Here is a 22,379-nt window from a genome sequence, read left to right on the forward strand (position 1 = left end):
GAAGCCGAGCCGGCCGTCCCCTTCGCAGGGGGCCGCCGGCCAAAGGCTATTCTATGTTGCCCGTCATACGATCGGCTTCGGCGTCAGTGTGACGTTCAGCGTGCCTGTCCCTGCCTCGGTCAGGTTGCTGTTAAGACCACTGTTCGAAGCGTCATAGTCCTGCAGCGCGAGGTTGAACGCCATGTTGACATTCGAGCCGGTCGTGATGATCGGTGCGGACACGGCGCCCATGTCGAACGTGTCCTTGTTGTTATAGACGGTGCCGATATTGGTTGCGAGCAACCGGTCGAAACCGTTGGCGGAGCCGGCGAGAATGAACACGCCCGGCAGTTGTTTAAGACCCGTCAAATCCACGCCATTGGCGTCGCCCGACGGTCCGAAGCCGACGGTTACGGTTTCCGTGACGCCGCCGACGGTGATCGTTTTGGTCCCGTTCGAGGTGAAATCTGCGAGCGTGGCGGTTATGTTGCCTTTGCTGTCTTCCGTCACGATCTTGATGTCGTTGATCTTCTGCTGGTTGGTGTCCGTCGTTTGCAAGGTCGTCGCCGCCGTCGGCACATTGTAGGCGTCGAGACGGATATCGACCGTTTTGCCAGTCGGGTTGATCTGGCTGATCGTGAACCCGGCTTCGGTGACGTCGTAGTGATCTTTGAAGTGGAGGCCGGTCAGATTTGCCATGGCCGTCTTGGCGCTGATCGAGCCGACATTATCGACGAAGTCGAGCCGGATCGCCTTGCCGGGGGCCACCGCCTGCTTGTCGGTACCGACGCCGATGCTACTCGGATTGACCGTGTCAGTGCCGGCACTGAGCCCGGTGAAAACAACAGAATGCGTGTTTTGCACCGGTCCCGGAGGTATGTTGTTGGGCGCTGGGGTAAAGGGCAGCGCGAACCATGAGTAGTTGCCGGCCGGCACGTCAGCGAAATCGTTGAAGATTAATTGCGCCCCGTTCACGATCGGCTGAAGCATATTGAAGGTGTACTGATCGCTCGCCGGGTTGGTAGTGATCGTGAACACCTCGTCAGCTGTAATTGCCGTTCCGCTTGCGCCGCCCGGTAGCCCCTGGCCGGCTGCATCGGTGGTCGCCGTCAACAAGCCCGTACCGAAGCCAAACAGGTAGATGTTATGCCCGTTCGCTTGCAGATCCTGGCTCGCGCCGCTGCCGATCTGGCCCATCAGCAAGGAACCATTCTGGCCGGTGAAAGTCAAAGCTCCGAAGCCATCGCCGCCCGCATGCTGCTGGATGTTGAGCAGCGGATAGGGATCGGCAGGTTCTCCGGATCCGGAGAGCGCCGTGTCGGTCGTCAGATCCCCAATGAAGGAGGAGCCGGCGACGTCTTGAACATTGTCGCCGCTGACGATCGCTTCCGGGACAAAGTTCGCTGGCACGTCGTCGATGATCTTGACGCTCCATGCGTTGGCCGGAGCAGTTGCCTTGCTGCCGTCATCGTCGATCACCTGGAGAAGGCTGCCGAAGTTCAGCACGTTATTGCTTGCATCGTTGGCGCCGGGCACCTGATCGATGGGCGCACCGAGCGTGAACGTCCACGCACCGGTACTTTCGGTCAGCGCTAGCGTGAACACCGTGGTCGCACCGGCCTTAGCCGTCAGCGTATCGATGCCGCCAGCGGTGGTGACCGCATAGGTCACGGCGACACCATGCGACGTTAGCGCCGGCAGCCCGGAGGTGGTAGTGGACATGGTGTAGGTCGGCGGCGTATCGGCTCCGGTTTTGAATAGGCTGGCCACTGAACCGGAGGCCGTCGCGCTTCCTGCATCGCCGAGGAGATTGGCCGAAAGACCATCCTCATCCACGCTTCCGGAGGTTGACGAGTTGGCGACGAACGTCGGCTGATCGTCGATGATGGTCAGCTTCAGCGCATTGGCCGCAGCCGCCGTCGTGCTGCCATCGTCATCGGTGACATGCAGCAGGTTGCTGACATCGAAGGAGAAGGTGCCCTCCGGCGAGCCATTCTGCGGGCTCTCATTGTCGATTGCGGCGAGGAGCTTGAACGTGTAGGCGCCGCTCGCCTCGGTCAGCGAGAGCGTGAACACAGTCGTGGCTCCGGCGGATGCCGTCAGCGTGTCGACGCCGCCACTGCTGGTGATCGCATAGGTCACCGCCACGCCATGCGACGTCAGTGCCGGCAGTCCGGCAGTCGAGCCGGACAGCGAGTAGGTCGCCGGCGTATCCGCTCCTGTATTGAACAGGTTGGAGACATTGCCGGTGGCGGTACCGCCGAAGCCGGTCTCACCGGTGGCTTCACCGACCAGCGCGTCTTCATCGACCGTCGCCGTCTGGGTATTGGCCGTCACCGTCGGCTGATCGTCGATGATGGTCAGCTTCAGCGCATTGGCTGCAGCCGCCGTCGTGCTGCCGTCATCGTCGGTGACATGCAGCAGGTTGCTGACATCGAAGGAGAATGTCCCCTCCGGCGAACCGTTCTGCGGCGTCTCATTGTCGATCGCGGCAGATAACGTGAAGCTGTAGGCTCCGCTACTTTCCGTCAGTGCCAGCGTGAACACCGTGGTCGCGCCTGCGGAAGCCGTCAGCGTGTCGACGCCACCGCTGCTGGTGATCGCATAGGTCACGGCGACGCCATGCGAGGTCAGTGCCGGTAGACCAGAGGTCGAGCCCGACAGCGAGTAGGTCGCGGGTGTATCGGCTCCTGTATTGAACAGGTTGGAGACATTGCCAATGGCGGTGCCACCAAAACCGGTCTCACCGGTGGCTTCACCGACGAGTGCATCTTCGTCCACCGTCGCCGTCTGGGTGTTGGCGGTCACCGTCGGCTGATCATCGATGATGGTCAGCTTCAGCGCATTGGCTGCAGCCGCCGTCGTGCTGCCATCGTCATCGGTGACATGCAGCAGGTTGCTGACATCGAAGGAGAACGTCCCCTCCGGTGAGCCGTTCTGCGGCGTTTCGTTATCGATCGCCGCCGACAGCGTGAAGCTGTAGGCTCCGCTACTTTCCGTCAGCGATAGGGTGAACACCGTCGTCGCGCCTGCGGAAGCCGTCAGCGTGTCGACGCCGCCGCTGCTGGTGATGGCATAGGTCACGGCGACACCATGCGACGTCAGCGCCGGTAGACCAGAGGTCGAACCCGACAGCGAGTAGGTCGCCGGCGTATCCGCCCCCGTATTGAACAGGTTGGAGACATTGCCGGTGGCGGTGCCACCAAAACCGGTCTCACCGGTGGCTTCACCGACCAGCGCGTCTTCGTCGACCGTCGCCGTCTGCGTATTGGCCGTCACCGTCGGTTGGTCGTCGATGATGGTCAGCTTCAGCGCATTGGTCGCAGCCGCCGTCGTGCTGCCGTCATCGTCGGTGACATGCAGCAGGTTGCTGACATCGAAGGAGAAGGTGCCCTCTGGCGAACCGTTCTGCGGGCTCTCATTGTCGATGGCCGCCGACAGCGTGAAGCTGTAAGCGCCGGTCGCCTCGGTCAGCGCCAGCGTGAACACCGTCGTTGCTCCAGCCATGGCGGTCAAGGTATCGACACCAGCATTGGTCGAGATCGCATAGGTCACGGCGACACCATGCGAGGTCAGCGCCGGCAGACCAGAGGTCGAACCCGACAGCGAGTAGGTCGCGGGTGTATCCGCCCCCGTATTGAACAGGTTGGAGACATTGCCTGTAGCAGTACCGCCAAAGCCGGTCTCGCCGGTGGCTTCACCGACGAGCGCATCTTCGTCGACCGTCGCGGTCTGCGTATTGGCCGTCACCGTCGGCTGATCGTCGATGATGGTCAGCTTCAGCGCATTGGCCGCCGCCGCCGTCGTGCTGCCGTCATCGTCGGTGACATGCAGCAGGTTGCTGACATCGAAGGAGAAGGTGCCCTCCGGCGAGCCATTCTGCGGGCTCTCATTGTCGATCGCGGCAGATAACGTGAAGCTGTAAGCGCCGGTACTTTCCGTCAGTGCCAGCGTGAATACCGTGGTCGCGCCAGCGGATGCCGTCAGTGTGTCGACGCCGCCGCTGCTGGTGATCGCATAGGTCACGGCGACACCATGCGAGGTCAGTGCCGGCAGACCGGAGGTCGAGCCGGACAGGCTATAGGTCGCCGGCGTATCCGCCCCGGTCGTGAACAGATTGGAGACATTGCCGGTGGCGGTGCCACCAAAACCGGTCTCGCCGGTGGCTTCACCGACCAGTGCATCTTCATCGACCGTCGCGGTCTGCGTATTGGCCGTCACCGTCGGCTGATCGTCGATGATCGTCAGCTTCAGCGCGTTGGCTGCCGCCGCCGTCGTGCTGCCATCGTCATCGGTGACATGCAGCAGGTTGCTGACATCGAAGGAGAAGGTCCCCTCCGGTGAGCCATTCTGCGGGCTCTCATTGTCGATCGCGGCAGATAACGTGAAGCTATAAGCGCCGGTCGCCTCGGTCAGCGCCAAGGTGAACACCGTCGTCGCTCCAGCCGTGGCGGTCAGCGTATCGACGCCACCGCTGCTGGTGATCGCATAGGTCACGGCGACACCATGCGAGGTCAGCGCCGGCAGGCCTGAGGTTGAGCCCGACAGCGAGTAGGTCGCGGGTGTATCCGCCCCCGTATTGAACAGGTTGGAGACATTGCCTGTAGCAGTACCGCCAAAGCCGGTCTCGCCGGTGGCTTCACCGACGAGCGCATCTTCGTCGACCGTCGCGGTCTGGGTATTGGCGGTCACCGTCGGCTGATCGTCGATGATGGTCAGCTTCAGCGCATTGGCTGCCGCCGCCGTCGTGCTGCCGTCATCGTCGGTGACATGCAGCAGGTTGCTGACATCGAAGGAGAAGGTCCCCTCCGGTGAGCCGTTCTGCGGCGTTTCGTTATCGATCGCCGCCGACAGCGTGAAGCTGTAAGCTCCGGTCGCCTCGGTCAGCGACAGGGTAAACACAGTCGTTGCTCCAGCGGATGCCGTCAGCGTATCGACGCCACCGCTGCTGGTGATCGCATAGGTCACGGCGACACCATGCGAGGTCAGTGCCGGCAGGCCAGAGGTCGAGCCGGACAGCGAGTAGGTTGCCGGCGTATCGGCCCCCGTATTGAACAGGTTGGAGACATTGCCGGTGGCGGTACCGCCAAAACCGGTCTCGCCGGTGGCTTCACCGACGAGTGCGTCTTCGTCGACCGTCGCCGTCTGCGTATTGGCCGTCACCGTCGGCTGATCGTCGATGATCGTCAGCTTCAGGGCATTGGCCGCAGCCGCCGTCGTGCTGCCGTCATCGTCGGTGACATGCAGCAGGTTGCTGACATCGAAGGAGAACGTCCCCTCCGGTGAGCCGTTCTGCGGCGTTTCGTTATCGATCGCCGCCGACAGCGTGAAGCTGTAGGCTCCGCTACTTTCCGTCAGCGATAGGGTGAACACCGTCGTCGCGCCTGCGGAAGCCGTCAGCGTGTCGACGCCGCCGCTGCTGGTGATGGCATAGGTCACGGCGACACCATGCGACGTCAGCGCCGGTAGACCAGAGGTCGAACCCGACAGCGAGTAGGTCGCCGGCGTATCCGCCCCCGTATTGAACAGGTTGGAGACATTGCCGGTGGCGGTGCCACCAAAACCGGTCTCACCGGTGGCTTCACCGACCAGCGCATCTTCATCGACCGTCGCCGTCTGGCTATTGGCCGTCACCGTCGGCTGATCGTCGATGATGGTCAGCTTCAGGGCATTGGCCGCAGCGGTGGCCGTATCGCCAGCGCCAAAATGCCCGTCGGCATCGGTTGCCTGGAGCAGCTTGCTGACATCGAAGGAGAAAGTGCCTTCGGGGGAGCCGTTCTGAGGTGTTTCGTTGTCGATCGACGCGAAAAGTTTGAACGTGTAGGCACCCGTGCTCTCTGTCAGCGCCAAGGTAAAGACAGTCGTTGCTCCAGCGGACGCCGTCAGCGTATCGACACCGCCGCTACTGGTGACCGCATAGGTCACCGCAACGCCATGCGACGTCACATTCGTCGGCAGGCTCGATGTGTCCGTAATGAGCCGGTAGGTAAGCGGCGTATCGACACCGGGAGTGAAGAGGTTGGAGACATTGCCAATGGCGGTCCCACCAAAGCCGGTTTCGCCGGTGGCTTCACCGACGAGCGCATCTTCGTCGACCGTTGCAACCTGGGTATTTGCGCTTGCCATCGGCACACTATCCTCGAACAGGATATGCGATCCGACCTCGGTCGTCGCGCTAATCGTTTGCGTTTGCGTGACATTGAGAATGTCGAAGCCGGGTGTGTTGCCGGTGCCGGTGATATTCTCAACCACGAACTGATCGAAGTTGGCGCCGCCGGCGGAGAAGAACTTTACGACTTCATCTACGCCAAGTCCGTTGACGACGCCGTTCGGCGCGCTGGTGGTGCCACCGAAGGTGATGCCGTTGTTACCGGTGGTGCGCGTCGACGAGGCAAGCAAGGTTCCGCCAGTGGTGTAAACGTCGATTTCGCCCAATGCCACGGTATTCGCAGAGGTATTCGTCTGCGTGCTGCCGAAAGTGGCGCCGGTCTCGTTCTGAGCAATGATCTGAATGTTGACCTTGTCACCCGTGGGGGTTACCTGGCTGATGTCGAAGGTCGCACCCGTGCCTTCTTTATAGACGAGGCTGTTGAGAGTACCGTCGGTGAGGAACGTTTTGTCCTTTGTGGAACCGCCGGTATAGCTGGAAACGAAATCGAAGCGCAGCCCTTCAGTGGGAGTGATTGACTGGCTGTCGCTCCCGTCGCCGGACGAACTGGTGTTGACGGTGTCGGGATTAGCCGAGCTCGCATCGAGCCCGGTCACGAGGACGGTTGTGGTCGTGGTAGGATCCGTGAAAGGCAACCAGTAGTTCTGGCCAGGGTCCTTGGTGCCGATGTTGAATGATGCGGTTGACGTCCCGCTGACATAGACGCGGTTGGCAAGGTCGAGCGTGTTGGCGTCCTCGCCCACGGCAGGGTTGGTGTTGGTAAGCGCCTCGTACTGCACGACCCAGACTGTCGCGCCGCCGCTTGTCGGCTGCAGCAAGAGAGCGAATGCGACAGCACCGGCGCTGTTCGATTCACGGCCAAGGACGATGTCTGGATTGGTCGGGTCGGAATAGAGGAAGATCTCGTTACCATCGATCGCCTTGAAGCCTGAATCGACTCCGTTCAACGTGTTGCCGCTGCTATCGCTGAAAATCATATTCGACACGGTGGCGCTGATGATCGCGTTCTCCGAGATGCCGATCGCCTGCGTCGTGCCGGTTCCGGTCGTCGTCGAGGGATAAAGGCCAATGCTCGTTAGCGATGTGCCAAGCGAAGACGATGCGGGAATACCCGTCTGAAAATTGGACAATGTAACGTTGTTGTCGGGGCTAGTCGGGTCGCTATCGGCCGCGAGAGTCACAATTCCGAGGTCTTCGTCAGCAATTACGTTGCCGGTAACGGAGATCAATGACATGGCTATTCTCCCTACATTTTTGCGCCATCCCGACTTTCAAGATCTCAATGACTGCGAGCTCTGAATGAGTGGGATGCCCTGCGCGTTGAATTCCTTTGTCACCTGACTGTTGCTCTGAATGTTCACGACAATCTTGGCGGCCACGCTCGTGCCGCCGATGCGGACGCTGTTGCCCTGGCCTAGCTGAATCCGTTCGACACGGCCGGACGGCAAAGGGCATCAGGTTTCCTGAGAGGAGTGAAATATGCGCCCATGCCGCGACAAGGCGGAATAGATTGGGGCGGCCACATGCCCAGGTCGGAAGCGGGCCAATTGTTGCCCGCTCGCGCGGCATTGAGCGACAGGTTCACCGGTGTCTCGTGACGAAGCATCTCGGGAGTCGCGTTGGCTTCGAACAGGATCGAACTGGCTTGCGCATGGTGCAGCCGCAACATGGCCATCAGAGTCCCCCAGATGACGATTGCTCCATCCCAACACGGGAAAAAGCCTACGCTTTTCCGCGTGTTTTCATATTAGCTAATAGAATGATCTCGTCTTACCCCATAAGGATGAGATGCGATCCAAAGCCAACTCGGTCCTTCATTGTTTTTATTTGAGAATTCCGCCCGCCCTGTTACGGTTTTCAGCGCGTCAGACTAAAGTCCTATTTGACAAAAAGTCGTATTATCCAGTTCGAGCCGACGCCAGCAGATCGTCTGTAATCGTAAGCAACGCCCTACAATATGGCTGCTGCGTCGGCTACCTCCGCATCAGTCGGCGGCTAGTCCCCGCACCTGGTGATGTCAGCTTAATCGGAGCGAGTATGCATTTCGGCAGGCTCGGAGTGATCAGGCGGCTATTCCGGCCAGGGCCTTCCAATGTGCTGTCGCGCCGAGGCGATCCAGGGCAGCCGGTGAGCGGAACCGCTGCATCGCCCGCTCCCGTTTTCGCAGCGGCAGATGCGAGTTTTCGGCGCCATTGTTCAGCCCTTTATGTGATCGGTGCTCGGCCGCCGGCATGATCTGACGTCGTGCTGCGCCGTCAGAACCAAGCTTGTCGGTAACGATGCACTTGGGGCGGCACCCCGGTTTCTTCATCAGACAGAATGGACATCGGAAACACAGCCAGACTGCGTGGGCGATCACCGACGGCGGAAAGCGAAGGCGTTTGTAGCTGACTGGCCTCTGGCACATCACGGTGAAATAGCCGTAGATCTTCCAGCCGCAGTTAACCGGACATCACCATCCACGGGATACAATTGGGCATCAGACTGAACTAGCGCATATTCGCAAACGCCAATCAAGCTCAGCATCGTTGCAAGGAACGGAACGCCGCGTTCGCTCCTTCAAATCTCCCTTTCTGCTGCTGCGGTGCTAGATTAAGATAGGCGTCGCCGTCAAACGCAGCGTCCGCCAAATGTGCGCTCAACCTGTCGGCCTTTTGGCTTACTCGCTTTGATCGACGTTTCAAAATCAAGCGTTAAATGCGCGCGATTGAACCAATGACTAAACAAAGAGGAGATTACGCCATGACCAGCGAACCTATCCGTGATCCTGTTAAGGATCGGCTCCTTAGTCCAAAGAACTCAGCCTTTGTGATCATCGATTACCAGCCTGTCCAAGTGAATTCGATCGCGTCGATGGATCGCCAGCTTCTCATTAACAATATCGTCGGAGCGTCGAAGGCGGCCAAGGTCTATGGGTTGCCGATCGTGCATTCGACGGTCAATGTTAAGACAGGCCTGAACAAACCGCCGATCCCACAGATTCGGAAGGCACTTGAAGGTGTGCCGACTTACGACCGCACGTCCATCAACTCCTGGGAAGATGTCGAGTTTCGCCAAGCCATCGAGCAGACCGGACGCAAGAAGCTCATCATGACGGCTCTTTGGACAGAAGCTTGCCTGACTTTCCCGGCTATTGATGCACTGGCGGAAGGTTATGAAGTCTATGTCGTCGCCGATGCCGTCGGTGGTACTTCTGTCGCTGCACACGAGGCGGCCCTTCGCCGTATCGAGCAAGCCGGGGGCAAGATGATCAGCGTTGCCCAACTCTTCTGTGAGTTGCAGAGGGATTGGAAGCGCCAGGAAACTGTGCCGCAGTTCATAGACCTGTTCATTGAAACCGGCGGCACCGCAGGCATCCAGTTCGGATACGATCGAGCTTAATAGCAATAGAGGCCCGAGGAAGACCAACTTCCTCGGGCCTCTATTATTTAGCTGTCACAACAAGGAAGTTCCTACAATGAGCGAACTGAACATTGTCGTCGTCCTGCGCGCGAAGGCGGGCAAGGAAGATGAGTTGCGGCGTGATCTCAAAGTGGTCACCGATGAGTCCCGCAAGGAAGACGGGAGCCTAAACTACAACCTGTACGTCGACAGGAACGACCCAGGGCGCTTTGTCTTTGTTGAGCACTGGGCTTCCCAGGAGCATCGGGACAGGCATCACAATGAATCGGCGCATATTCGCCATTTCCACGAGAACGGGGTGAAGAACGTAGAGGCTACGGAGTTTGCGTTCTTCTTGGATCGCGTCGAATAGCAGTCCAAAGCTGCAAAAGTGTGGTTCAGTGCTCGAACCGACTCTTAAAGCTGCCGGTAGCGAAGGAGGGCCACGCCCAACTATGGCCAATGGCCCCTTTGAGGGCGGAGTTAGGATCTGCTTCTCAAGCTTGGCAGGAAAGGCTCGACAGTCGTCGCCGTGGACTTTATCTACAGTTTTTGGATGCGGCATACTTGCCTAAAGCGGACGCAACCCGGCACGGGGAGAGACTCTCAGCATCCGGGCGCCCACACCCGTTCAGGGCCAAATGCAACGAGGAGAATTCATGACCTCCAATGGGCCCTGCATCGTCATCTGTCTGAGTGCGCTGGCGCTGTACGCCCAAGCATTTGGCGCACATGCCGCTGGTGATTCCGCCGAACAAAGGAAGCGCCCGGCCATCAAATCGAACCGATGGGAAGAAGATTGGTCCGTGCTTGCGGATCCGAAGCTTCGAACCGAGCCGCTAGACCAGTTCAAGTACATTCCGCTTTTTGTTGGTGATACGGACAGCTACATATCGTTTGGCATGAATCTACGCGAGCGCTTTGAAAGCAACGACGCGCCTGGCTTCGGCATCGGGGCCGTGGGCGGGGACTCTTACCTCTTGCAGCGTCTGCAATTCCATGTCGACGTCCATCTCCTAGACACCTGGCAGATTTTCACCCAGTTTGAGGACGTGCGCGCTTTCGGAAAAGAAACCCCGACGCCCGCAGACGAAAACCAACTTGACCTCCGCCAAGCGTTCCTCGGATACAAGCACGAATTCGATTCAGGCACGCTTCTTGCCCGCGTAGGTCGCCAGGAGATCGGTTTCGACCTTCAGCGGTTCGTCTCGTCACGGGATGGTCCGAACGTTCGTCAGGCATTTGATGCCGTTTGGGCAGAGTGGGACGCGACACCCTGGCGCTTCAAGGGCTTCGTCAGTCAGGTCGTGCAGTATTTTGACGAAGGGCCGTTCGACGATGCGTCCAGCGGCAATATCAGTTTCAGCGCCCTCCGTTTTGAGCACGACGTCCCTAACGGCGGCATTTCGGGCTATTACGGATTCTACCATAAAGAAAGCGCTGCCTACCTCGATGCGTCTGGTGATGAGAACCGCAGCGGGATCGATGCCCGATATTTCGGTCGCTCCGGGCCGTGGGACTGGGACATCGAAGGGATGTTCCAGTTCGGAACCGTTGGGTCGAAGGGCGTCGTTGCATGGGCCGTCGGCTCTCGATTTGGTTACACGTTTGAGGATGTAGCGTGGGAACCGCGCTTAGGCCTTCAACTTGACGGGGCTTCAGGTGACCGCCATTCGGGCGATGACACAGTCGGAACCTTCAATAGCCTGTTCGCCAATGGCTCCTATTTTAACCTTGCAGGCTATACCACTTACGCAAACCTTATCCATGTAAAACCGTCGGTTACCTTTAAACCGACGGAGTCCGCTACCGTCATGGCCGCGATTGGATTGCAGTGGCGGGAAACGATGGGTGATGCCATTTACGCTGCGCCCATCCATGCACTAGCCGGGACCGCCGGCCAGGGAAGCAACTGGACCGGATACTATACCCAGCTGCGATTGGATTACGCGATAAATGCCAACCTGTCCGCTGCCGCGGAATATGTGCATTTCGGTGTGGGTAACACAATTCGACATGCAGGCGGTCACGATAGCGACTATTTTGGTGGGGAGCTGAAACTCGCCTGGTAGCTCGATCCGGATACCGCATTGTGCAGCGACAAACGTTCATCTTGAGCTATGCCGGCGCCTTTCTTATCCTAGGGGCCATCACTTTGCTTGCCACCGCAATTACGCTGGGTTTGCGTCGTCCGACGCTGCTTTGCCGTTTTCGGTAACTGAATTCCCGGCATTTCAGCCATCAGGTCGCCTTATGCTACGCAGCCGGCGAAGCGCCAGCTGCCCCGCTTCGTCGTCCTCCCATGGCAAGGGCGCAGTGAAGAACTGAACGAGGAAGTTGATGAAGGTCCGCACTTTCGTCGACACGTGATGGGTGGGAGGATAAACCGCGGAAATCGTATACGGCGTCAGCCTGTAATTCCGGAGGATTTGAACGAGCGATCCTTCTCGCAATCCATCGGCCGCGAGAAAAATAGGCAAGGACGCGATCCCAAGACCCGCAATCGCCATCTCCCTCATGGCTCCGCCGTTGTTTATGACAATGCGGCTGCGCATGGAGACGTTCACCGGGGAACCACCCTTCCCTTCCGGCTCGAACTGCCATAGGCGATTGGCGTGAACGTAGGCATAGTCGATGCCTTGGTGATTTGCGAGTTCCGCCACCGACTGGGGTTCTCCGTGGGCTTCAACATAGGAGGGGCTGCATACGACGACGCGCGGACAATCGCATAGCTTGCGCGCTCGCAAACTGGAATCACGCAGGTGGCCGATGCGAATTCCGATATCGTAACCACCCTGGACGAGATCAACGAGCCTATCTTCGTAGTCGATAGCGAGTTCGAGGCCGGAGTGCCGCTGCGCGAATTCAGCAATGACTGGACCTAAATACATCGCGCCGAACGACATCGGCGCGGTGATGCGCAGCTGACCTCGAAGGCTCTTCTCGCCCGTAGTCGAAAGTCTCTCGACGGTTTGGTTGATCTCGTGGATGAGCGGGATCATCCTTTCATAGAAGGCATCACCATTGTCGGTCGGCTTGACGTGCCGAGTCGACCGTTGAAAAAGCTCGACGCCGAGCGCGGACTCCAGATTGGAAATGCGCCTGCTTAGCACGGACTTGGACGAATTCATTCGCTCCGCCGCGGCGGTGATACTGCCGGACTCCATCACGCGCACGAAAGTGAGTATGTCCTCAAAACGCCACTTCATGGTCACTCTTTCTGCAATCGGCCCCTTGTTTAGGACGGAACTCATCTGGGCAGATTCCATTTTCAAATGCAACGAAGAGAATAATGGCCATGGTTTGAGGAGGATGAAATGGCCCGCTCTATTGTGCAGTTGAGTATGGACGAACGTCGCGTCATCGCGCGTATGCATGAGAAGGGGATCCGTCAGGTGGAGATCGCCCGCGCCTTTCGCCGCGAAGTGAACCAGGTCTAACTCTTTTCGTGTGTCCCGTTCTTTTGCGAGGTTTCCGGCGCGCCTTCTGTGTCTTCACCGCTGGCCGCTGCGGCTTACGTAACAAATTCGGTACGACGAAGGGTGTTTCGCCTTCTCTGCGGCATGAGTGGCTGTCGGAGAAACGAAAGCAATCACCACACCGACCGCCAAAGCGAATCTCGTCATCACATCTCCAACTTTTCGCATCATTAGCCGGCGGCTTGAGAAACTCGATGGCCAGATTTCGCCGAATGGTAGCGAACAATCGCCCTCAGTTGAGGCGCGCAATCGCATCGTCGAGGTTATCGATCGCGAGTTGTTCGTGGGCGATCATTCCGTCAATATCGATATCACCGCTGACCTGCTTCGCACTCGCGGCTCGCATCTTCATCTCAAGCAGTTCGTCGCGATGCGCGATCTTTTCGTCTCTAATCTTGATGAGCTTTAGGCGAAAATCATCATTCATCTCAAATCCCTCCCCTTCGGGTCAGCTATCCGCAGCTCCCGGATTTACGTTCGCCTTCCGGATTCGACTTCACAAGGATCACTCGTGCCCGCGGCCGCGATAGGTGGTCGGCACGCCGGCTGCCTCGTGGCATTGCGCGAGGGTTTCCAGCCATGTCGCCAATCCTGCCGGCACTTCGACATTGCCTGCCTCCAGCGCCTCCACCCATGACAGGTCGCATTGCAGGGCGCTTGCCAGATTGATCGGCGTCCAGCGGATATGCAGAAGGCATTCGGAAAAGCGCTCTGGGGTCATGATCATCCAATTCCTGAAGATACTTCAGGGTGTCAGAGGACGGCGCAAAGTCAAGCGAACTTGCAGATCCGACCATTTGCGGCAGTTCTACAATGACGAAATTTGTTGCGGTCGCAGTCGTGGCGCTTGATGGGGCATCTTCGATCCTCAGCTGATGTCATCGGCACCGGTTTTGTCAGTGCAAGGAGGAAGCTCTTTGGGGCACCGAGATCACTTGTTCACCCGAGCGAGACGGCAACGCGTATGTCCCCAATCGGCTGTACTAAAATTGCGATTCTAGTACAGCCGACCTCGTCTATGCGGAAAAATCAAGCCAACCAGTTTTCAACCTGCAATGTATCGATACGCTTAAACCTTCCTGCGTTGGCCGTCACAGTGGGTTCAAGGATGACGTGCGACTTGTGAACGATGCCAATGAGTTATCACTCGCAAGGAAGACGCGATGAGACGCACCTACTTCCAGATTGGATTGGATGAACGCCGTAAGATTGCTCGCTGGAGGACGGCAGGCCTCGGTGTCTCGGTCATCGCCGAGAAGCTCGGACGACATCATGCGACGATCTTTCGTGAAGTTAGACGCAATATGTTCGTCGACAAGCAGATACCAGATCTTAGCGGCTACTGTTGCCGTGCTCGGCGAAACCATCGCACTGTTCATTCGATTCTGGATGACGATCACGCCGCTGCCGGATTCCGCTCAGGCCGCCGCGAGCACCAAAAGCACGGAAAGGTTTGAGAGCTTTTTGCAGAATCTCGGCCGCCAGCTGGCGACGGGAGACAGCTTCCTCACGGAGACTTCGCACGACGCTGAGTCGCCCGCCTATGCCTCCGAGCCAGCAGGAGCGGAACGTGATCCTGTTTGAACAAGATCGGGAAATATTCGTTTGGTTGCCATGAATATTCAATTTCCCAATATTTATGCTGTATTGTTTCGCCTCGCGTTTACCATGTCATTTTACTTACCTGAAACCCGATCTGTGCTGTAATTTCTGTAATGGTCAGATCGGTGGAGGCTGTTGCGTTAGGAGGCGATGAGTTACATTGTACTAGGGGTACTTAACCCAGCAATGTCGGCGATTTTTAGTATAAGCCTGCTGGCGCTATGGTGGCAGCATCGCAGGTTGCCTTACATCGCGATTTTTGCCTCGTCCTATGCGATCCGCACGGTTTGCTTCATTATCGCATTTATTGCTCTGAACCAGCAGACCTTGCCGCTTCGCTTGGTGAGTAACGCGCTGATCCTGTTGACGATGGTGCTGCTTTCGGTAGGGATTTCGCAGAAATATAAGAAACGACCTCACTATACTGTTCTCGTGATCATCGTGCTCGCGACCTTGTCTGGCCTTGGATTTTACACGGTCGTGCATGACAGCCTGGTAGCACGGGCTGCGATAATAGGACTCGGCCTCGCCGCTATTTGTCTAACTATCCTCGACGAAATACCGGAAAGACCGAAGCGCACATCTGTTGAATCGTTGCTGTTCTGGCTGGTCGCGGCGTCTGCGATTACCTTCGGTTGTCGGCCTCTGTTTGCAATGCCTTCCCTTGTCGGTGAGGATTTCGAAAGCGCTTATTGGCTTGCCATCTCGATATCCGACACGCTGATATGCTCGACATTGGCGGTCAGTATTTTTGCGATCATCGCGGTCGACGTTACAGAAAAAATCCGATCTGAAGCTGAACGCGACTATCTGTCTGGATTGCTGAACCGACGCGGCTTCGAGCGCCACGCAAACGCGATCCTGCACGCGCGGTCGAATCGAGGCTCATCGGCCTTGATCGTGAGTGATCTCGACCTCTTCAAGTCGATCAACGATCGCTTCGGGCACGCGACAGGCGATAGGGTCATCCAGTGTTTTGCAGAACTACTCTCACATAAGTCTCCTCCGGGCGCCATCCTCGCTCGGCTCGGCGGCGAAGAGTTCGCCATTCTGCTGCCGTCGTCCGATCTCGGCTTGGCACACCAGGTTGCTGAAGACCTCAGACAGGCTTTCAAGGTTTCTGCGCCCGGCATCGTTCAAGGCGGCCTGTGTCCTACGGCAAGTTTTGGTATTGCCGCCGCTAGTGGAGCCGAAGAGTTAGGGGTTCTGCTGGATCATGCCGACCGGGCGCTGTACCGGGCCAAGACAGAAGGGCGCGATTGCGTTCGCAGCTTTTCAGATTTTGACGGTCAGTGGTCGGCATTGGGTGAAGAGATCCGATCAGGCGCCACGCCGTAATGCGTGCGTCGACGGTCATTATTTGCCCTCTTTGCATTCGCCATTCAGGTCCGCCACGGATTTTTCCATGAGTGTAGAAACCCGCCTTCTTGGCGACGAAGGCGAAGGACAGGTTGAAGGAATAAAAGAACAGCATCAGGAGTACGAAGAGCTCGATCCAAACGCCAATCACCTGGCAGCAACGCGGCAACTGCCGTAACGCGTTCCAGTTCGCGGCAGAGATGAGCACGATCATCACCGCGCCCAGGAGCCGTACGAGCACGGGATTGGCAACAAGCCAGTCCGCCGCCGTTGCCGGCAGCATTTGGCCGATCCAGGCTGGGCTGATGCCGAGCCCATAGAGCGCAACCATGATGAGCCCGAGCAGGAAGAACACTCCCGTCCGTCGCATCTCGTCCGGATACATCAATATCAGTCGACCGATCATTTGATTCTCTTCTCGTGCTTATTTCCGCAGGCCGTTATGGTGAGGACAACACGCGGCGCCTCGCCTTGGCCTTTCAACAATTTCCCCATTAGGCGTTTTGCCGCTTTGGCATCGCGGCGGCTCTGCACCAGGACGTCGAGGACAAATCGGAGCGCTGTCACATTGTTTGTGGCTTAACGGCTTGTGGCAAACTGGGCGGGAATGAGCGAACCGACGATCAGTTATAAGAACCGCCGCTTTCCGTCGCAGATCATGCCCATGCGGTATAACTGTATTTCCGGCAAGTCTGCGACTGGTCGAGGAAATGCTTCTGCAGCGGGCACATCATGGTGTCTTCCGAAACGATCCAGCGACGGGGCCGCAAATTCGGGGCAGCTTGTGTGAAACGGTTGCGCAGAAAGAAGCCGTCGCGAAAGGATATCTGGCATCCGGACGAAGGTGTGATTTCCATCGGCGGCAGAATGCACTGGCTTTGGCGCGCGGTTGACCAGGACGGCTATGGTCTCGACGAGATCGTCCAGGCCCGCCGCGATACCAAGGCTGCCAAGCGATTGCCACTCAGGCTGCTGAGAAAGCGGGATCTGACGCCGAAACCCATCGTCACCGGTAAGTTGCGCTCATAGGGGACGGCAACACGAGATGGGATGCCCGGCGTCGAACATCGATCGCACAAGGGCCTGAATAATCGCGCAGAGAAATCTCATGTGCCACTTCGAAAACGAGAGCAGATGATGCATGGGCTTCCGATCTGTCGGCCGTCTGCAATGGTTCATCTCGATCTTTTCAGCGGTCAGAAATCTTTTCGTGCCGCCACATCAGAAGCGCTCAGCCCTAGCCACCCACATTCATCGCATCCGCGCGATGGCGGAGTGGAAAGCCGTAACCGGCGCAGCGGCGTAAGTTCGCGAACAAAACCGCTGCCTCTGACTTCGATGAAACAAGGTGGCGTCGCCGTCTGTCTGGCGGAACAAATTCCGTTCCGCCGCAACCAGACGTGATCCTCATCGATTGACGACATTTGGCCTCGACGACGCGGAACTTGCATTGAGTTTACCTGACTGAGAACAGCGCCAAGTTTGCCATGTCGAATACAGGGCGACGATCACGACATTGGGTATCCAGGACGTAAATGCAAGCACGGGCGACATGCTCGAATAGCTCTCGTAGCCCAACGCGAAGCCGATCGGGATCTGGAGACGAAGGACGACGGCGCCAAAGGTCATTGCATAGCTGAACCGCATGAGCAGCCGGTGCCGTGCAAAACTTCGTCGAACGGCCGAGATCCAGGCGGCGGCGGTCGTGCCGATCCACAATACGGCAAGAAGTCCGAATCCGAGGCCAGCTATCACCCCACCCGACGCAAATGGTGCTGTAGCTAACGCGCCAACTCCACCTGCAATGCACGTCACGACATAAACTCGGCCCGACCAGCGATGCAGTTTTGGATGACGCATCCTCAATCCCGGATAGAACTGGAACGGACCTAAGGCCAGCGCAACAGGAGCAATCAGCATGTGCAACAGCGCGGGCAGTGGCGCCTGCAATATGACCGCCTTTATTTTCGGATCGATACCGAACCATGCGTTTTCCAGCACGCCATAATATCGCGACGAATATGCGGCCACGGCTACCGCAAGCATGGCGACGATGCCCCGTGCGATTGCGGAGATGCAATTCTCTCTCATATGGTTCGTGCCCCTGTAGCTTTTGCTCGTTAAATGCTTCCCTTACCATTGGCGTTTTCTGGTCGGCTAAACCGGACTATGATCGAGCCATTTTCATGGACAAGAATTGAGGTACGGTTGGCGAGGCAAGAGGGATGAAAAAATGAGTGTTGGGACGAGTGGCGATTTCAACGTGACGAAAGTCGGTCGATTTGGCCTGGATGTGGCCTCTTTCACGACAATCGCGGCTGGCGTAGCTGCGGTCGATCTTTCGAACATATTCACTCTCGCCCACAACTCACTCCGTCATGGCCCGGATGCAGAATTATGGATCCCAAGTGTAACCGAGGCAACAAGCGGTGTCTCGATTTTAGGAGCACTTTGGATTGTTGTGCTTGCTCTCAGACACGCAAGGCCCGGTCAGATGCCATGGCTATTCATGGTTTTCATCCACGCGTTCGCCAGTCTCTGCTTTTCAGCGCAGCATGTCGTCACCATGGTAGTCATGAGAATAACCATCTTTGGCATAGTGGGCGCCCACTATCATTTTGAGCCAGGTGATTGCTTTTACGAATATCGCAAGGATGTCCTAACTTATCTGCTCATCACGGCTTTACTAACCGTCTGCCACTCGCGTGCGCAAACCCCAAAACGCGACAAAGCTCCGGAGTTCGAGCGTGAAGCAACTTTCGACATCCGGGTAAGGGGCCAGACCGTACGGGTTCCCCTAAGAGCGGTACTGGCTCTACGTGCCGCCGGCAATTACGTCGAAGTGTTGTTGGAAGACGGACGGCGGCTGCTTCTCCGTGGAACTCTATCGTCTTATACGGAGCGATTGACCCCGTCCGGGTTCGAACGAACGCACCGGTCTTGGCTGGTCAACGGGGCTCGCATAGTCGGGCTTCGCAACGCCGGCTCGGGTGACATGCATGTGGATCTCCCAGGTGGCTATGAAGCACCCCTCTCACGCCGTTACAGGGAGGTACTGAAACGACTAAAACATCTGCAGCAACCTGTCTCGCGGTAGCAGATTGTGAGTACTGCGATACTGTCAAGCTGCCTGATGCCACGGTAGACGATCGGGCCACGACGCCATTTCCAACGATCCCTCCCGTACGCAGTAGCATTCACCCGATGAGCATCTCCAATGATAGCGGCCCTTGGTCGAAGGCTGCTTTTCGGAATTCGAGCATATCCACCAGAGATCGTATCCATTTCGAGAAAACCGCAAGAAACTGCCTCGCTGTCGTCATCGCAGCCGCAATCGTCCTATGGATCAACTGTCGATACTTCCTAGACGTCGCAGAGGTCTTCCGTTTCATAACGCGTTGACCCAGATTTGCATTTGAGGCTGATCCGTCCAGTCGCGAAGACGCCACCGACGAATTTGCGGTGTCGAAGTCCAGGCAGCGTCTCGACAAAACGCGAAGTCGGGTGAAACCTCGACACAAATCAACGCGAAAGCTATTTACAACCGCAACCGCGGACGTCCATGCGATTTCACTCAATCGTAGCGGCGCGCTTTGACAAGCGATGCCCAGATACCGCCTATGTCTGACGATCAAGCTTGAGACGCGGTCACCTGTTGCTCGGCAGGTCGTTGGCTGAGACCAGATCCCTAATCGGCGCAGTTCAAGAATGGGAATGACTGCACAACAATGCCAATTGAGGATACGCGATTTGCCGGCGATGGCTCAGACGCCGCGCTTGTTGCCCCAGATGATGACATGCAATTGCGGTAGCACCCTCGGCTCAAACCATCGATCATCGCAGACCTTGTCAACCAGCCAACGCATTCGTTCAACAACGCCGTCAACATCTACAGGGGCGTCGTCTTTGTCAGGCGGCGGCGGCGTGTGATTGCCAGGTTGCAAATAGAGAGGCAATTGGGGATAGCGCAATGAAGTTTCCCGCGCATAGGCATAGTCGATCTCGTCGAATACGACGATCTTCAATGCGATCTGCGGTTTGCCACCTGCCATGCGCAGACAGTCGTCGAAAACAGCCCAATCCGTCGTCATCCCACTCGAAGGCGGCTTCGGGCTCAACACCAGTACATCGAGCTGTGCAAACCATTCCTTGGGCACGCTCCCCTGCGTTTCCAGCGCAAAACGATAGCCTTCCCGATGACCATGCGCGATCAACGGGCCGAGCGGCTGGATCGCGGGATTGCCGCCGGAGAGCGAAATCGTCAGCGGCTTGCCTCCGGAGAGCTGCGTCACCTCGTACCAAATTTTACCGACAGACATCGGCTGCCACTGGTCGCGGTAGTCGCTGTCGACCGCATGCAGCGTATCGCACCAGGAGCACCGATAGTCACAGCCGCCGGTACGTACGAAAATCGTCGGGAGACCGATCAATATCCCCTCGCCCTGGATGGTCGGCCCAAAGATCTCGCTCACGCGAATGCGTGCTTTACTCATGGCCGATATTCCGCCCATGTCTTTGGCGTCTCGCTGACGCGTACGGCCGAAGTCTCCGGCAAGCGGACCTTGCACCAATCGTAGAAATGCCTGGCGAGGCACTCCGACGTAACGCGATCATGACCGAGGACATCATTGAGATGGCGATGATCGAACTCATCGTCGATGTAGCGCTTCAACGGCTGAAGCTCATGATAGTCACGGACAAAGCCGTTTTCATCGAGCTCCGCGGCCGAAAGCTCCACCACGACGATGTAGTTATGCCCATGCAGGCGCGCGCATTGATGATCGTCAGGCAGATGCGAAAGCTGATGCGAAGCGGAGAAATGGAACTCCTTGGTGATGCTGAACATCACTTCACCTCCTCGGCAGAGAAGCCCGAGGTTGCTGCCACCCAAAAGTCGGGATCCTCGTAGTCGGTGGGATCTTCAATGCCGGCAAGGTGGAAGGCCTCGCGCCGCTCGACGCAGGTGCCGCAACGACCGCAATGACGCTCACCGCCTTTGTAGCAGGACCAGGTTTCGGAAAAGGGTGTTGCGTGCCGAGCACCATCGGTGACGATATCTGCCTTCGAGACCGTCACATAGGGTGCATAGAGCGAAACACTGGCATAGCCGTCGAACGCATGGTTTTGCATCTGCTGAAAAGCATCGATGAAGCCGGGCCGACAATCGGGATAGATGAAATGATCGCCGCCATGAACGGCAACCGCGACTGCATCCGCCTTCTGTGCAGCCGCCAGGCCGAAGGCGATTGCCAGCATGATCGCGTTGCGGTTCGGCACCACCGTCGCCTTCATGGTCTCCTCGGCATAATGTCCGTCAGGCACATCAACATCGTCGGTGAGCGCCGATCCGGTCAGATGCTTGCCAATGGCCGTTATGTCGATGACCTGATGCGGTACGCCGAGCCGCTCGGCGCAGGCGCTGGCGAATTCCACTTCCTTGCGATGCCGCTGGCCATAGTCGAAGGAGACGAGGCCGATAAGCTGGTGTTCGGCCGCAACTTTATGGGCGAGCGAAACGGAGTCCAATCCGCCGGAGCAGACGACGATAGTCTTCATAATTCAGGATCCCTTGTTTTGACCGGGTGGGCTGCGACCGGATTTCATGGCTCTTCAAGCCACGACAGATCCCCTAGCAGCAGAATCCGGAAGAAACAAGGCGCCCGTTCTACGTCGCGACTGCACGCCAGCAGATGTGAGCGACATTGAGGTTCTCGACCACGCTGTAGGACATCGATGTTCAGTTTCACACCGCTCTAACGCCAATCTGGATTTGAGGCCGATCAGTTCTGTCGCGAAGACGCTGTTGACGAACTTGCGATATCGGCATCCAGGCGGGGGCGCGATGAAACGCAACGTTGGATGAGATCTCGACACAAATGAACAATCCATCCTTGGTCCATGGCTTTATTGGACTGATAAGGTGCACCGGTCTTGGATCATCGAGGCGGTCCAGATTCGCGAAATGGTTCCAGCTCGCCGGCGCTTGGTCCAATTTTGACGCGCAAAGATATTCATTGCGAACTGATCATGGACACGCTGTAAAGTTGGCCGCGCGAAGACGAGAGGTTGCGGCTTTACTTTGTCTCAGGCAGCGTGCAGGTGGACGATCTTGCACCACATTCCCATTGCGACTTCTGACAGTTGGCGATCATTGGCAGATGGAATGTCGTTGCGCGGGATATGACAGAGGTTGGCGATCGGATCGTGAATGGAGACGAAATGCTGAAGGTGCCGCGCTGATTTGCAGCCTTTGTGTTGCGGCAACGTTGCACAAGGACGTCGAGGACGAAGCCCATCTGATCGACGGTACGCCAAAGCCAGATGCTATGACCATTTCTCCTTGCGAAGTTATGCTGACAGCGCCGCATTGGTCGACGGCCATTTCGGCCGGGAGAGGATGCATTCATCAT

16 protein-coding genes and 5 pseudogenes are annotated in these 22,379 nt (G+C 57.6%); 9 read left to right on the forward strand and 12 right to left on the reverse strand.

Features of this window, described 5'->3' with window-relative positions; all coding sequences use genetic code 11:
* Positions 1–63 precede the first annotated feature (63 nt).
* The 3 genes and pseudogenes from GGD46_RS21485 to GGD46_RS33905 all read right to left on the reverse strand — a co-directional run.
* Complete coding sequence (locus tag GGD46_RS21485) at positions 64–7,383, reverse strand: DUF5801 repeats-in-toxin domain-containing protein (protein WP_184707661.1); 7,320 nt, start codon at positions 7,381–7,383, stop codon at positions 64–66.
* Between the two features lie 179 nt (positions 7,384–7,562).
* Entirely contained in the window at positions 7,563–7,823 is a 261-nt protein-coding gene (locus GGD46_RS21490) for a hypothetical protein (protein WP_184707663.1), read from the reverse strand.
* Positions 7,824–8,258: 435 nt separating this feature from the next.
* Positions 8,259–8,462, reverse strand: a pseudogene (locus tag GGD46_RS33905) (DDE-type integrase/transposase/recombinase); the annotation flags it as partial.
* A gap of 428 nt (positions 8,463–8,890) precedes the next feature.
* On the opposite strand from GGD46_RS33905, the gene GGD46_RS21500 reads away from it, so the two are divergent.
* The 3 genes from GGD46_RS21500 to GGD46_RS21510 all read left to right on the forward strand — a co-directional run bounded on the left by GGD46_RS21500 (position 8,891) and on the right by GGD46_RS21510 (position 11,601).
* Positions 8,891–9,529, forward strand: a complete 639-nt coding sequence (locus tag GGD46_RS21500; RefSeq protein WP_184707667.1) for a hydrolase — start codon at positions 8,891–8,893, stop codon at positions 9,527–9,529.
* Positions 9,530–9,605: 76 nt separating this feature from the next.
* Positions 9,606–9,902 carry a putative quinol monooxygenase gene (locus tag GGD46_RS21505; protein WP_184707669.1) on the forward strand — a complete coding sequence of 99 codons (297 nt, stop codon included), beginning with the start codon at positions 9,606–9,608 and terminating at the stop codon, positions 9,900–9,902.
* Between the two features lie 286 nt (positions 9,903–10,188).
* Entirely contained in the window at positions 10,189–11,601 is a 1,413-nt protein-coding gene (locus GGD46_RS21510) for an alginate export family protein (protein ID WP_184707671.1), read from the forward strand.
* Between the two features lie 162 nt (positions 11,602–11,763).
* On the opposite strand, the gene GGD46_RS21515 is transcribed toward GGD46_RS21510, so the two are convergent.
* Entirely contained in the window at positions 11,764–12,738 is a 975-nt protein-coding gene (locus GGD46_RS21515) for a LysR family transcriptional regulator (RefSeq protein ID WP_184707673.1), read from the reverse strand.
* Positions 12,739–12,846: 108 nt separating this feature from the next.
* Here GGD46_RS21515 and GGD46_RS21520 point away from each other — a divergent pair, with 108 nt between their 5' ends.
* On the forward strand, positions 12,847–12,969 hold the full coding sequence (locus GGD46_RS21520; RefSeq protein ID WP_184707675.1) for a helix-turn-helix domain-containing protein: 123 nt from the start codon (positions 12,847–12,849) through the stop codon (positions 12,967–12,969).
* A 271-nt stretch (positions 12,970–13,240) separates the two neighbouring features.
* On the opposite strand, the gene GGD46_RS21525 is transcribed toward GGD46_RS21520, so the two are convergent.
* Together GGD46_RS21525 and GGD46_RS21530 are read right to left on the reverse strand one after the other, a co-directional pair.
* Positions 13,241–13,435: a hypothetical protein gene (locus tag GGD46_RS21525; RefSeq protein WP_184707677.1), complete on the reverse strand. Its 195-nt coding sequence runs from the start codon at positions 13,433–13,435 to the stop codon at positions 13,241–13,243.
* Between the two features lie 78 nt (positions 13,436–13,513).
* Positions 13,514–13,729 carry a hypothetical protein gene (locus GGD46_RS21530; RefSeq protein WP_184707679.1) on the reverse strand — a complete coding sequence of 72 codons (216 nt, stop codon included), beginning with the start codon at positions 13,727–13,729 and terminating at the stop codon, positions 13,514–13,516.
* Between the two features lie 442 nt (positions 13,730–14,171).
* Here GGD46_RS21530 and GGD46_RS21535 point away from each other — a divergent pair.
* The 3 genes and pseudogenes from GGD46_RS21535 to GGD46_RS21545 form a co-directional block, all read left to right on the forward strand.
* Positions 14,172–14,357 (forward strand): annotated as a pseudogene (locus GGD46_RS21535) (helix-turn-helix domain-containing protein); the annotation flags it as partial.
* 1 nt (position 14,358) lies between these two features.
* The gene (locus GGD46_RS21540; RefSeq protein ID WP_184707716.1) at positions 14,359–14,592 is read left to right on the forward strand and encodes a hypothetical protein; all 234 of its coding nucleotides are present in this window, start codon (positions 14,359–14,361) and stop codon (positions 14,590–14,592) included.
* Positions 14,593–14,760: 168 nt separating this feature from the next.
* Positions 14,761–15,948, forward strand: coding sequence for a sensor domain-containing diguanylate cyclase (locus GGD46_RS21545; RefSeq protein ID WP_184707681.1), 1,188 nt, complete (start codon positions 14,761–14,763; stop codon positions 15,946–15,948).
* Positions 15,949–16,024: 76 nt separating this feature from the next.
* Here GGD46_RS21545 and GGD46_RS34425 read toward each other — a convergent pair.
* Positions 16,025–16,375, reverse strand: a pseudogene (locus tag GGD46_RS34425) (amino acid ABC transporter permease); the annotation flags it as partial.
* Positions 16,376–16,413: 38 nt separating this feature from the next.
* Positions 16,414–16,521, reverse strand: a pseudogene (locus tag GGD46_RS33910) (IS6 family transposase); the annotation flags it as partial.
* A gap of 77 nt (positions 16,522–16,598) precedes the next feature.
* On the opposite strand from GGD46_RS33910, the pseudogene GGD46_RS21550 reads away from it, so the two are divergent.
* Positions 16,599–17,275 (forward strand): annotated as a pseudogene (locus tag GGD46_RS21550) (IS6 family transposase).
* Between the two features lie 101 nt (positions 17,276–17,376).
* Here GGD46_RS21550 and GGD46_RS21555 read toward each other — a convergent pair.
* Positions 17,377–18,015 carry a DUF2306 domain-containing protein gene (locus GGD46_RS21555; RefSeq protein ID WP_184707683.1) on the reverse strand — a complete coding sequence of 213 codons (639 nt, stop codon included), beginning with the start codon at positions 18,013–18,015 and terminating at the stop codon, positions 17,377–17,379.
* Positions 18,016–18,202: 187 nt separating this feature from the next.
* On the opposite strand from GGD46_RS21555, the gene GGD46_RS21560 reads away from it, so the two are divergent.
* The gene (locus GGD46_RS21560; RefSeq protein ID WP_184707685.1) at positions 18,203–19,066 is read left to right on the forward strand and encodes a LytTR family DNA-binding domain-containing protein; all 864 of its coding nucleotides are present in this window, start codon (positions 18,203–18,205) and stop codon (positions 19,064–19,066) included.
* A gap of 667 nt (positions 19,067–19,733) precedes the next feature.
* On the opposite strand, the gene queE is transcribed toward GGD46_RS21560, so the two are convergent.
* From queE to queC, 3 genes are read right to left on the reverse strand one after another with little or no spacing between them, the layout of a single operon-like run.
* The gene (queE, locus tag GGD46_RS21565; protein ID WP_184707687.1) at positions 19,734–20,462 is read right to left on the reverse strand and encodes a 7-carboxy-7-deazaguanine synthase QueE; all 729 of its coding nucleotides are present in this window, start codon (positions 20,460–20,462) and stop codon (positions 19,734–19,736) included.
* Positions 20,459–20,815, reverse strand: coding sequence for a 6-carboxytetrahydropterin synthase QueD (queD, locus tag GGD46_RS21570; RefSeq protein WP_184707689.1), 357 nt, complete (start codon positions 20,813–20,815; stop codon positions 20,459–20,461). Before queD ends, queE begins: the two co-directional genes overlap by 4 nt.
* Entirely contained in the window at positions 20,815–21,525 is a 711-nt protein-coding gene (gene queC / locus GGD46_RS21575; protein WP_184707691.1) for a 7-cyano-7-deazaguanine synthase QueC, read from the reverse strand. The genes queD and queC overlap by 1 nt, the downstream gene beginning before the upstream one ends.
* Positions 21,526–22,379: the final 854 nt, after the last annotated feature.

It is taken from the genome of Martinezella lusitana, assembly GCF_014207095.1.
GTDB lineage: Bacteria > Pseudomonadota > Alphaproteobacteria > Rhizobiales > Rhizobiaceae > Rhizobium > Rhizobium lusitanum_B.